Here is a 12,660-nt window from a genome sequence, read left to right as displayed (position 1 = left end):
AATTATGAATGTTTTAATACAGGATATTGCAGGATGCCCGAATTTTTGTAACGGTGTATTTTGGTAACATAAAAATTAACATATGTCTTTGATAGTTAAACACAAAAATATAAAGCGAATAGTGTTTCCGGCATTTATGCTTTCAACAAGTTTTGTCTGGGGGCAAAAGGCAGTAAATGATACTGTGAAGAATGGTATAAAAGATATTGAGGAAGTGGTCGTTATTGGTTATGGTAAAGTTAAGAAGTCGGACTTAACAGGATCTGTTTCTTCAGTTTCTGCAAAAGACTTAGCAGCTACACCGGCAATGAATGCTTTACAGGCACTCCAGGGAAGAGCTGCAGGTCTAAATATTGTGACAGCGGGTGGTGCTCCGGGAGCCAGCGCAAATGTTACAATCAGGGGAGGTTCTTCCATTACTCAGAGTTCTGATCCGCTTTATATTGTAGACGGTTTTCAATTGGATAACGCTTTGAATGTGATTAATCCTAATGATATTGAAAGTATAGATGTACTAAAAGGAGCTTCTGCCATTGCCATTTATGGTGCCCGAGGTTCCAACGGTATTATTGTTATTAAAACTAAAAGCGGGAAAAAAGGAAGAACGGTTGTCAACTACAATACTTTCATGTCATTTGATATGCTTTCAAAAAAACTGGATATGCTTTCAAATCCAGAACAATATGTAAAATATCAATACGAATTGGGAGTGCTTCAGTCCAAACCATCAGCGTGGAGTAATGTTTTTGACAATAATTTGGGTACAGATTCACCAGGATTTTATTCAGGAGCCTATCAGAGAATTGCCAATCGCTACGGATCTGCTTCTGCATTAGACTGGCAGGAAAAAATGTTGGGAGGAACAGGTTTAACTCAGAACCACAACGTAAACGTTTCTGCCGGAAACGATAAAACACAGGCATTCATTAGTTATAATTACAATAAGCAGGAGGGTTTGCTTCAAAATTATAGCGAAACAAGAAATTCATTACGTGCCAATATCACTTCAGAGTTGTATAAAGGGGTAAGAGTAGATTTCAACACCATGTTTACGAACAATTCTGTAAACGGGGGAGGTGCTTATTCAGGAATGAAAAAAATTCTTCTTCAGCCTATCACCGGGGGAACATTATTTACTCAGGATCAGTTGTTCAACACTCAGACTTTCCCGGATTTTTCAGCTTTAGATTCTGGGTTCGATACAGAAAACCCATTCATAGAAACCCAGGCATCTACTTCGAACAAACGTACAAGAACATTCGTAGCCAATGCAGGTATCGAATTTGACTTTCTGAAAAACTTCACATGGAGAACCGCCGGACAATACAGCTGGACAAACAGTAAATCAACATCATTTTCAGATCAGAATTCCCGTGCCTTTCTTACAGATCCTATCAACACAGGGATTAACGGAAATATTGCCAATGCGGAAACATTCCGTTATCAGATCACCAATACTTTGAATTATAATAAAACTTTTGGTGAAAAACATAAAGTAAATGCTTTAATCGGGAACGAAATCTGGTATGAAGAATCCGAAGGAAGCAGCATGAGGCTTACAAAATTCCCATATCCTAATTTCGGATTGGATGATATTGCCAACGCAACGGTTGCCGATAAAAATACAGATAGATCAAGCAACAGCTTACTTTCCTATTTTGCCCGTGTGAATTACAACTATGATAATCGTTATTTAATTACAGGAACAATACGTGCAGATGGTTCTTCAAAATTTGCAGAAGGTTCTCGCTGGGGATATTTTCCGTCTGTAGCAGGTGCATGGCGTGTTTCTCAGGAAAATTTCTGGCAGGGTCATAAGATCGATAAAATCGTTAATGATTTTAAATTAAGAATTGAATATGGGGTTACGGGTAACAATGGAGTTGCTAATAACTTATGGAGAACCAATGTTTTACTTACAGATTATCCAATGAACAATACTCAGGGATATCCGGCATACGTTACAAGTACAAACTGGGGAAATCGTGATCTTCAGTGGGAAGAGCTGAGAACAACCAATATTGGTGTAGATTTAGCTTTTTTTAAAAACAGAATTAAATTAACCTCCGAATGGTATAATAATAACGTAAGCAAAATGCTTTTCGAAAGTGTACTTCCCGTTTCTTCAGGATATTCAAGACAATACCAGAATATCGGTTCTATGAGAAACAGGGGGATGGAATTCACACTAAATACGGTGAATTTAAGATCAGAAAATTTCAGATGGACAACAGATCTTAATATCTCTTTCAATAAATCTAAAGTTCTTTCTCTTGAAAACGGACAACTGAATAAAACATTCAGCGTAGGAGGCAGCAGAACGGGAATGGTGACTTACTATGCAACTGTAGGAGAGGAATTAGGAGATATGTACGGATATATTTATCAGGGAGTATATACTACGGATGATTTTACTCAAAATCCGGACGGATCATTAACCTTAAAACCGGGAGTTGTAAAACCTTCAACCGGAACTCCTAAACCGGGAGATATGAAATTTGCTGCTGATAATGAGGCAGGAGACCAGTTTACAAGAAAAATGCAGAAGATCGGAAACGGTACTCCGGATTTTATCGGGGGAATCAGTAATAATTTCTCTTACAAAGGCTTTGACCTGGCCGTATTTATGAAATTCAGCGTTGGGAATGATATTTACAATGCTACTAAACAAAGTTTAAGTCCATATGCAATGTTCCAGAATGTTCCTTCAGAATTCGGAAACAATTATTATCATTTGATTGATCCTAATACGGGACAGGCAACAACTAATCTCATCAGGCTTAAAGAGCTAAACCCGGATGAAAATTCAAGACTTTGGAGTCTGAGCAATGCAAATACTGTAAATATTGCTTATCCATCATCATATTATGTAGAAGACGGTTCTTATCTGAGAATTTCCCAGGTAACATTAGGATATTCTTTTCCCAAAGAGTTTTTAAATAAAGTGATGCTGTCTAATGCCCGTATTTATTTTACAGTTAATAATTTGGCTACAATTACAGGGTATTCAGGGTATGATCCTGAAGTTACGGCGGCAAGCGGAGTGACTGTTACACCTGGATATGACAGTTCTACATATCCTCGTTCAAGAAGCTATGTTCTTGGTCTTAATTTAACTTTCTAATATGTAATATTTAAATCATGAAAAATATATATAATACTCCCATATTTCTAAGAAAACTAGTCATTCTTCCCTCAATTTTCGTCGCCGTTTTAGCAATGAATTCATGCAGCGAAGATTTTCTGGATCAGCCCGCTTACAATTCATTGGATACAGAATCTGTATTTAAAAATATAGATACTGCAGAGATGTTTGTCCTGGGGTGTTACAGAGGTATAGTTCCAACTGAAATGTATTACCAGCTGGGGGCAGGAGACACCGTAACCCACTCTTCAGAAGATGGTTCTACAAATAATTCCAAATATAATATTGCCAACTATCAATATGATGCCTATACCCCGAATACAGTTACAGGGATTTACTCTGCGATGTATGCGGTTATTGAAAGAACAAATATTGCAGTGAGCGGATTAAGCAAAATGGAAGCAAGCACAAAACGTGATGCTTTATTGGCTGAAGTGAAGGCTATTCGTGCATTTTGTTATTATAATTTAATTCGCGTTTACGGAGACGTTCCTTCGGTTTTTAAACCTCTGGATGAGATGGATCCGAATGACCCGAATACATTATATCCAAAACGTACTTCAAGGGATGAGATTTACGATCGCATCATTGCTGATCTTCAGGAATCTGTAGTAAACATTCCAAATTTTGGACAAAGTGGATATGCAACAACAGAACGTTTAACGAAACAGGGAGCCAATGCATTATTGGCGAGAATTGCCCTTTATGCAGCAGGGTATTCCCTTCGTTGGGACCTGAATACCGGAAGCGGGGCAATGATGTCGCGTCGTAGTGATAACAGCAGAGTTCAGCAATTATACCAGATTGCAGACAATGCCTGTGCTGCTATTATCAACGGAGGGACAAATACTTTGGTTCAGGCCCAGGGAGGCAAAAGTGGTTTTGAAGCGCTGTGGTTCAATTTCTGCCAGAGAAAATTTTCAGTGACAAACTCAGAAATTCTTTGGCAAGTTGCTGAATATGGGGCAAATACAAACTCAGCTTTTGGAGTGTACGCCAACGAAGGTTCCCGTGGAGGAACGTATGGATCAAGAAAGGCACTACAATTCATTCTTCCTAGTTATTATCTGTCTTTTAACCAGGGAGATACACGTAGAGATGTTTCTTGTACTTCTTACAGTGTATACTTCTTAAATAACGGTTCAGCAGGGGATACCTGGGTGAATGCCGGAACTACATTTTCCTGCATTCTGTCAGGTAAATTCAGGATGGGATGGTGTGTTGCGCCTCAGGCGGCAGATGCACGTAATTTAAATATTCCTATTTTAAGATATGCAGATGTTTTATTAATGTATGCAGAAACCCAGAACTATTTAAACGGAGGGCCTACTGCTGCGGGAACTTCTGCTTTAATGCAGGTAAGAAACCGTGCAGGAATCGGGGCTATACCGGTTCCGTCTGGTCAGCAGGCATTTGAAGCCGCTATTGTTCAGGAGCGTAAATGGGAATTTGCAGGAGAGTTTAATCTTCGTACAGATTTGATCAGAATGAATCGTTTGGCAAGCGAAATTGATGCGACAAGGCAGGCGATGAAAAACTTGTCAAACAAAACGGGAGCCTATGCAAATACACCTGTTTACCGACTTTATAAACTTGAAAAAAATGCACAGGTTTATGGTGATCCGTTTTTGGCATTAAAATATATTGATATTACGAGTTCTGCAGAAGTTGCAGTAATTACTAATGTTCCCACGAGTTCTACAGGCTTCGCGAATTATCAGACCGCATTAAGAGCTATTGCAGTAGCACACGGACAAGCCACAACAACGGATGACAAATGGTATCCTGCAAATATGTTCCAGGCTTATAACAGTACATTTAACAGCAATGCAAAAAGGACAGCCGGATTTATAGGAGCTGCTGCAGGCCAGCTTCAGATCGGGAGTATCATCTACACCAAGCCAACAGGCTCAGCAGAAAACGGAGGAACATATCCCAATTGGATAGAAGGCGGGGGAGACGGTCTTTTCTACGGATTTGTACCGAATAAAACAGAATTGCTTCCTTTTGCTGCACAGTCGGCAGGCCATCCGTTGGTTGATAATCCAAATCTGAGTCAATTGCCCGGATATTAATTCAAATAAAATTTAACATTAAGAAATTTAGAATGTATGATTTAAGGGTTTAAGCTAAAATGTTATGCTTCAAAAACATTTTGGACGTTCCTTAATAGATCTTAACCTTCTACATTTCTTAATGGTTACAATAAAAACAACCAATAACCACAAAATTATTAATCAAAATAACCGGAATCAGATTGATATAGAATTCATTTATTTAAACGTTAATTTATCTTTAAATAAAGCATTTAGCAGTATAGTACGGGATGCTATAAAAAATATTACGATCTAATTTTGGTTAAAATTTAGAAATATAAGATAACAAATGGAAAAAGTAAAAGCATTTAAATACGTAGACTATTTATGGGATGAAAACAAAGCGGCATCTTTAGGAAATGATCAGGTGGCTTTATTTTTATACCGCTCAAACATATTAGGGGCAGATTTAAGAATTACCAATTATGGAGGAGGGAACACAAGTTGCAAAACCATTGAAAAAGACCCGTTAACCAACGAAGAAGTTGAGATAATGTGGGTAAAAGGTTCAGGTGGTGACATCGGAACTTTAACTAGAAAAGGAATTGCCGGATTATACACAGAAAGACTGAGAAATCTGAAAAATGTGTACCAGGGCTTGGCAGATGAAGACAGAATGGTAGGCTTATTCAATCACTGTATTTTTGATCTGGACAGCAAAGCGCCCTCTATTGATACGCCTTTACATGGTTTACTTCCATTCAGACATATCGATCACCTTCATCCGGATGCTTTAATTGCGGTAGCTGCTGCAAAAGACAGCGAAAGAATTACAAAAGAAATCTGGGGCGATACAATGGGCTGGGTTCCATGGCAGCGTCCGGGTTTCGACTTAGGATTGCAATTGGAAAAATGTTTAAACGATAATCCTGGAATCCGAGGAATTGTTTTGGGCAGCCACGGATTATTTACCTGGGGGGATACTTCTTACGAATGTTACATCAACAGTTTGGAAGTTATCGAAATGGCTTCTGAATATATTGCTAAAAAAATCGAAGAAAAAGGGCAGGTTTTTGGCGGACAAAAAGTGGAATCTCTTCCAGCTAACGAGCGTAAGAATAAAGCAGCTCAATTGATGCCATTGTTACGCGGTTTAGCTTCATCTGAAAGCAGAATGATTGGCCATTTTACAGACAGCGATGTTGTGTTAGAGTACATCAACAGTAATGATTTGGAGCGTTTAGCACCACTGGGAACTTCTTGTCCGGATCATTTTTTACGTACGAAAATTCAGCCTTTAGTTTTAACTTTAGACAAAAATGAAGATTTAACTGATTCTAAAGCTGTTTTAGAAAAATTAAATCCTCTTTTTGAACAATACAGACAAGAATACAAAGAATATTACGAAACCTGCAAGCACCCAAACAGCCCTGCAATGCGTGATCCGAACCCTGTGATCATCATTTACCCGGGAGTGGGGATGTTCAGTTTCTCAAAAGATAAGCAGACAACGCGTGTTGCAAACGAATTTTACGTAAATGCAATCAACGTAATGCGTGGTGCAGAAGCCATTTCTGAATACACTTCTTTACCGAGACAGGAAGCATTTGACATTGAATACTGGTTGCTTGAAGAAGCGAAACTTCAGAGAATGCCCAAAGAAAAGCCATTGTCAAGAAAAATTGCAATCGTAACCGGAGCCGGAGGTGGAATCGGACAGGCTATTGCAGACAAAATGGTTCAGGAGGGCGCAGTAGTTGTTTTCACAGACCTGAATCAGGAAGCTTTAGATTCTGTTACAGAAAAATACAGCAAAGATCAGGCTGTAGCCGTAACTTGTGACGTGACCAATGAAGAAGCGATTGTCAATGCTTTTAAAGATACAATTTTAGCATTTGGTGGAGTAGATATCATCGTTCATTCTGCTGGTTTAGCGATTTCTAAATCTTTGGAAGATACTACAACAAAAGATTGGGATTTATTAGAAAATGTTTTGGTAAAAGGTCAGTTTTTGATAGTGAAAAATGGTGTGGAAATCATGAAAAAGCAAGGTTTAGGAGGAGATATCGTTAATATTGCAAGTAAAAACGGATTGGTTGCCGGACCGAATAATGTAGCTTACGGAACTGCAAAAGCAGCCCAACAACACATGACAAGATTATTGGCAGCAGAATTGGCAACGGATAAAATTCGCGTCAATGTGGTAAATCCTGACGGTGTAATCGTAGGCAGCAAAATCTGGGAAGGAGCCTGGGCAGAAGGCCGCGCAAAAGCAAACGGAGTTACTATTGAAGAACTGCCTGCATTTTACGCAAAAAGAAATTTATTAAATGAAATTATTCTTCCTGAAGACATTGCCAACGGAGTTTTCGCCTGTATCGCAATATTAGATAAAACGACAGGAAACATCATCAATGTAGATGGAGGAATGGCAAATGCATTTCCAAGATAATAGATTAAAAAAATTAACACAAAAGCCTTTTTTGACACTTAAGTTGATTAAGTTAACTGTAAAATGTAAAAAAGAGCACCTAAGTCTTTTTTGAAAATCTTTGATTTTCTTCTTATGTGAACTTTTTATTTTCATTGATTTAAATTTTTTTAAAGCTTAAGTGTTCCAAAGTGTTTAAAAATAAGAAGCTTTTGTGTCTATAAATCAATTCAAAAAATCAAATTATGATTATAGGAAAAGATATCATTGAACAATACAATACAACAGAAATTGAAAACTTTACTGCAGATTTCGATTTTCTACACAATAAATTAACAAAATCAGGAGCAGATGTTGCTGAGATTGTCAATAAAATTGCTGATTTTCAAGTAGCCATTCCGAGTTGGGCTTTAGGAGCCGGAGGAACAAGGTTTGGGAGATTTTCTTACGGTGGCGAACCTTCCTCTTTAGAACAGAAATTAGATGATGTAGGATTGATTCATGCTTTAACGCATTCTGCAGGAGCTGTTTCGTTGCATATTCCTTGGGATATCCCGAGTGATGTGAAAGCCATTAAAGAAAAAGCTGCATCTCACGGACTTGTTTTTGATGCCATGAATTCCAACACTTTTCAAGATCAGGCAGGAGCTAAACAATCTTATAAATTTGGTTCTCTGAACTCTGTGAATGAAGATTCTCGGGCTTATGCCGTAGAGCACAACAAAGAAGTGATCAGAATCGGAAAAGAATTAGGTTCCAAAAGCTTAACCGTTTGGTTGGCGGACGGAGCAAGTTTTCCTGGACAATTGAATTTCCAGACGGCTTTGTCGAATACTGAAAAAAGCCTAAAAGAAATCTATGCAGGAATGCCTGAAGATTGGAAGCTTTTCATAGAATATAAACCTTACGAGCCGAATTTTTATTCAACAACCATTCAGGATTGGGGAACTTCGTTTATGCTGGCCGATGCTTGTGGAGAAAGAGCTTACACATTGGTAGATTTAGGACATCATTTACCGAATACCAATATTGAGCAGATCGTTGCAACCTTAATGTACAAAGGGAAATTAGGAGGTTTTCACTTCAACGACAGCAAATATGGAGATGATGATTTGACGGTAGGTTCCATTAAACCCTATGCTTTGTTCTTGATTTTCAACGAATTGGTATATGGAATAGAAAATAATCCTCAAAATCCTTATCCGGCTTGGATGATCGATGCAAGTCACAACATTAAAGACCCATTGGAAGATTTGTTACAGTCATTGGAGGCCATTTTAATTGCTTATGCACAGGCACTTTTGGTTGATCAGAAAGCATTAAAAACAGCCCAATTAAACAATGATGTCGTTGGTGCTCAGGATATTCTGCAGAATGCCTACAGAACAGATGTTCGTCCGTTATTAAGAGCTGCAAGGTTGCAGACAGGGGCGGCTTTAGATCCGATCGCAGCTTACAGAAATTTAAAGGTAAGAGAAAATTTAATTACCGAAAGAGGCTTAGAAACCAAAGCAACGGGATTATAAAATCCTGTTTTAAAATTGATAATTTCAACTTTTGAGTGCAATCGAAAGTTTTTATTATATGTATCCTTATTTTTTTATCATTAAGGTTGAAAGTGTTTGGATGTATGGTTTAGCTTTGCTGCTTAAGAAATAAGTGGATTTTTTCTTAATACATCTTACCATCTGAACACTCCTTAATGGTGTTTAAAACAAAATTAGTATGCTTTGCTGAGTGAAACGCCCTTGCGAACTTAAAAACGTACAGTAGTCAAATGAAACTTTGTGGACTCTGCGTTAAAAAAATAGATTGCTTTGTCGCTTTGCTCCTCGCAATGACAAAAAATAAAAATTCATCCCAAGAATGTCTAAAAAAAAGGTAACCATAGTATTTGATATTGGAAAAACCAATAAAAAGTTTTTTTTATTCGATAAAAATTATAAAGAAGTCGTTCGGGAATATACAGAATTACCGCTCACCACTGATGAAGATGGTTATCCCACAGAAGATCTTGCAGCCCTGCAAAACTGGATAAAAGATAATTTTAATGCCATTCTTGATAATGAAAAATATGAAGTAAAAGCAATCAATTTTTCCACATATGGAGCAAGTTTCGTGCACCTGGATCAGAAAGGAAATGTTCTGACTCCACTGTACAATTACACCAAACCGATGGATCAGGAAATTCTTGATTTATTTTATGAAAAACATGGAAGCAAGCTGAAAATTGCCCGCGAAACAGCATCGCCTCAGGCAGGAATGTTGAATTCAGGTCTGCAATTGTTTTGGTTGAAATATAAGCATCCTGAAATATTCAAAAAAATCCGTTACAGTCTACATTTACCCCAGTACCTATCATATTTGTTTACCGGAATTGGTGTATCAGAATTTACGTCAATAGGCTGTCACACCAACCTATGGGATTATGACAAAGCTGATTACCACGAATGGGTGTATGAAGAAGAAATAGATGCTTTATTGCCACCCATTGTACCGACTTCGGCAAGCATCAATACATCTTACAGAAATAAAAAAATTAAAATTGGTGTTGGAATCCACGACAGTTCTTCCGCGTTGCTGCCTTATATTTTAAGCAAAAAAGATCCTTTTTTACTGCTTTCTACAGGAACCTGGAGTATTTCTCTGAATCCGTTTAATGATGAAAGCCTTACTGATGAAGATATAGAAAATAATTGCCTGAATTATATGCGGATAGATGGGAAACGTGTAAAAGCATCCCGTTTTTTCATGGGAAATGAATACAAAATTCAGGTTGAAAAATTATGTGCTTATTACGGAAAAGAATATGGTTTCCACAGAGAAGTACAGTTTGATCAGGATTTGTATTTGCGTTTAATGAAAAATAAAAATATTTATTTTCGCTTTGAAGGAATTATTTTAAAACGAAAAATGATCAGTGAAACAGATTTAAAATCATTTGCAACTTTCGAAGAAGCGTATCACCAATTGATGATCGAACTGATGGATTTACAGATTCATACGATTACAAATGCAATCGGAAATTCAGATATTGAAAACATTTACATCGATGGCGGATTCACCGGTAATGATGTATTTATGAAACTAATGTCTCATCATTTCCAGCATTATAATGTGATGTCTACACATTCTCCGTTGGGTTCTGCTTTGGGAGCTTCCATGGTGATTTCCAACAAGAAAATAGACGAAACTTTTTTACAGCAGCATTATCAGATGAAAGTGCTTCAACCGTTAATTCTTAATTTATAAATCATGTCATTTCCATTTGATACCCGTTACGCTTCACTTGAACTTTTAATTGAAAAGGCAAAAAAAAGAATGCCTCGCTTCGCTTTCGAATATCTGGACGGAGGTTGTAATGAAAACATCAACCGAGACAGAAATACGAGTGAATTAAGAGAAGTTTTGCTTCGTCCACGTTATCTGAATAATTACAGCGAAACCAGCATGGAAACTGAATTATTTGGAGTAAAATATTCTGCGCCATTCGGGATTTCTCCTGTAGGTTTACAAGGATTAATGTGGCCAAATGCACCGGAAATTTTAGCCAAAGCAGCTTTTAAACATAATATTCCTTTCATATTAAGTACTGTAACGACAAGCAGCCTTGAAAGAATTTCCGAATTAACAGAAGGAAAAGCCTGGTATCAATTATATCATCCAAGAGAAGAGTGGTTGCGCGACGATATTCTTGACCGCTGTGAAGCTTCAGGTTATGATGTACTTGTCGTTTTAGCAGATGTTCCCACTTTCGGATACAGGGCAAAAGAAATCCGGAATGGGTTGGCCATGCCTCCTCAATTGAATTTCCGAAACGTTTCCCAGGCTTTGGTAAAGTCACAATGGTGTTTAGAGATGCTGAAACATGGCGTTCCGAGCTTTAAAACAATGGAAAAGTATATGGATAAAAACATGAATGTGAAACAGCTGGGACAGTTCATGAATTCTACGTTTTCCGGAAGATTGAATCCGGACAGAATCAAGGCTATCCGTGATAAATGGAAAGGAAAGCTGGTCATCAAAGGGGTCGCTTCAGACGAAGATGCTGCAGAAGCTGTACGATTAGGATTTGATGGAATGATCATCTCCAATCACGGCGGAAGACAGCTCGATGCCGGAGAATCTACGATTGCCGTAGTGAAAGAAATCAGCGAAAAATATAAAGGTCAGATCAAAATAATGATGGATAGCGGCGTAAGAACCGGTCCTGATGTTGCCCGTGCTTTAAGTTGTGGTGCAGAATTTACCTTTATGGGAAGGACTTTTATGTATGCAGTGGGAGCTTTAGGTGAAAAAGGCGGTGATCATATCATTGAAATGCTTAAAATGCAGTTCAGACAGGTTCTGGAGCAGGTTTGCTGTGAAAAACCGGAAGATTTACAAAACTTTAGAGTGAAATAAAATTTTTCAGGTTTTGTTACTATTCAATAGAAATAGGCTTTAGTCCGTTTTCAATAAGAAATTCTACATTTGGCTTTAGTCAAAAACCTACACTAAAAAATTCGCAAGCTAGCTTGCGAATTTTTGTTTATCAAAATCTTGATAATTTATTTTTTCTTTTCAGATTTTACGGCTTGTCTGGCTAGTAATTTCCAGTCGTTTTTCACTTTTGCCCAAACCAATAATATATCCAAAGTTACATCGCCCGGAGTTTTTCCAAGATCAGCAGTCGTTGCATAAAAATGGTGGCGGACAATCGCTGTGTTTCCAATGATATTGATGTTTTGGTTCGTAATATCAATCGTTACAAAATCTGATTTTTTAGTGACTAATTTGTCTACAAATTCTGCAGCGTCGTCTATATGCCCACCCGAATGTCCATAAGTTAGTTCAGGTAAAATCAAAGCTTCTAGACTTGTTTTGTCACCGCTTATCATGGCTAATCTTAGCCTTTCAGCAACATCAATAACAGCATCTTTATCATTTTTCTTCTGCCCGGATACAGTGATTGCTATCAGAACACTAATGGATAAAATCAATTTCTTAATCATACATATATTTTTAATTGGAGTGTGTAATCGATTGCGCTTTGAGTATTAAAAAAA

Annotated in this window: 7 protein-coding genes; 6 read left to right on the top strand and 1 reads right to left on the bottom strand. The window is 37.7% G+C overall.

Annotated features, from left to right (window positions below; all coding sequences use genetic code 11):
- The first annotated feature begins 82 nt into the window (after nucleotides 1-82).
- The 6 genes from LC418_RS15490 to LC418_RS15465 all read left to right on the top strand — a co-directional run bounded on the left by LC418_RS15490 (nucleotide 83) and on the right by LC418_RS15465 (nucleotide 12,016).
- Nucleotides 83-3,124 carry a SusC/RagA family TonB-linked outer membrane protein gene (locus tag LC418_RS15490; protein WP_111960273.1) on the top strand — a complete coding sequence of 1,014 codons (3,042 nt, stop codon included), beginning with the start codon at nucleotides 83-85 and terminating at the stop codon, nucleotides 3,122-3,124.
- Between the two features lie 17 nt (nucleotides 3,125-3,141).
- Nucleotides 3,142-5,220, top strand: coding sequence for a RagB/SusD family nutrient uptake outer membrane protein (locus LC418_RS15485; RefSeq protein WP_223559797.1), 2,079 nt, complete (start codon nucleotides 3,142-3,144; stop codon nucleotides 5,218-5,220).
- Nucleotides 5,221-5,530: 310 nt separating this feature from the next.
- On the top strand, nucleotides 5,531-7,633 hold the full coding sequence (locus LC418_RS15480; protein ID WP_223559796.1) for a bifunctional aldolase/short-chain dehydrogenase: 2,103 nt from the start codon (nucleotides 5,531-5,533) through the stop codon (nucleotides 7,631-7,633).
- Nucleotides 7,634-7,857: 224 nt separating this feature from the next.
- Nucleotides 7,858-9,138 carry a sugar isomerase gene (locus LC418_RS15475; protein WP_223559795.1) on the top strand — a complete coding sequence of 427 codons (1,281 nt, stop codon included), beginning with the start codon at nucleotides 7,858-7,860 and terminating at the stop codon, nucleotides 9,136-9,138.
- A 340-nt stretch (nucleotides 9,139-9,478) separates the two neighbouring features.
- Nucleotides 9,479-10,864: an FGGY-family carbohydrate kinase gene (locus LC418_RS15470; RefSeq protein WP_223559794.1), complete on the top strand. Its 1,386-nt coding sequence runs from the start codon at nucleotides 9,479-9,481 to the stop codon at nucleotides 10,862-10,864.
- A 3-nt stretch (nucleotides 10,865-10,867) separates the two neighbouring features.
- Nucleotides 10,868-12,016 (top strand): alpha-hydroxy acid oxidase, encoded by a 1,149-nt coding sequence (locus LC418_RS15465; RefSeq protein WP_223559793.1) that lies wholly within the window; start codon nucleotides 10,868-10,870, stop codon nucleotides 12,014-12,016.
- A gap of 146 nt (nucleotides 12,017-12,162) precedes the next feature.
- On the opposite strand, the gene LC418_RS15460 is transcribed toward LC418_RS15465, so the two are convergent.
- On the bottom strand, nucleotides 12,163-12,606 hold the full coding sequence (locus LC418_RS15460; RefSeq protein WP_223559792.1) for a nuclear transport factor 2 family protein: 444 nt from the start codon (nucleotides 12,604-12,606) through the stop codon (nucleotides 12,163-12,165).
- Nucleotides 12,607-12,660: the final 54 nt, after the last annotated feature.

This window comes from Chryseobacterium lathyri, assembly GCF_019970085.1.
In the GTDB taxonomy this organism is placed as follows: Bacteria; Bacteroidota; Bacteroidia; order Flavobacteriales; family Weeksellaceae; genus Chryseobacterium; species Chryseobacterium lathyri.
This window is presented reverse-complemented; position numbering and strand designations above follow the sequence as displayed.

What these genes read in the sequence shown, in the direction of transcription:
- LC418_RS15475 (WP_223559795.1), top strand. Translation starts at nt 7,858, where the DNA reads ATGATTATAGGAAAAGATATCATTGAACAATACAATACAACAGAAATT.
- LC418_RS15465 (WP_223559793.1), top strand. Translation starts at nt 10,868, where the DNA reads ATGTCATTTCCATTTGATACCCGTTACGCTTCACTTGAACTTTTAATT.
- LC418_RS15480 (WP_223559796.1), top strand. Translation starts at nt 5,531, where the DNA reads ATGGAAAAAGTAAAAGCATTTAAATACGTAGACTATTTATGGGATGAA.
- LC418_RS15470 (WP_223559794.1), top strand. Translation starts at nt 9,479, where the DNA reads ATGTCTAAAAAAAAGGTAACCATAGTATTTGATATTGGAAAAACCAAT.
- LC418_RS15490 (WP_111960273.1), top strand. Translation starts at nt 83, where the DNA reads ATGTCTTTGATAGTTAAACACAAAAATATAAAGCGAATAGTGTTTCCG.
- LC418_RS15460 (WP_223559792.1), bottom strand. Translation starts at nt 12,606, where the DNA reads ATGATTAAGAAATTGATTTTATCCATTAGTGTTCTGATAGCAATCACT.
- LC418_RS15485 (WP_223559797.1), top strand. Translation starts at nt 3,142, where the DNA reads ATGAAAAATATATATAATACTCCCATATTTCTAAGAAAACTAGTCATT.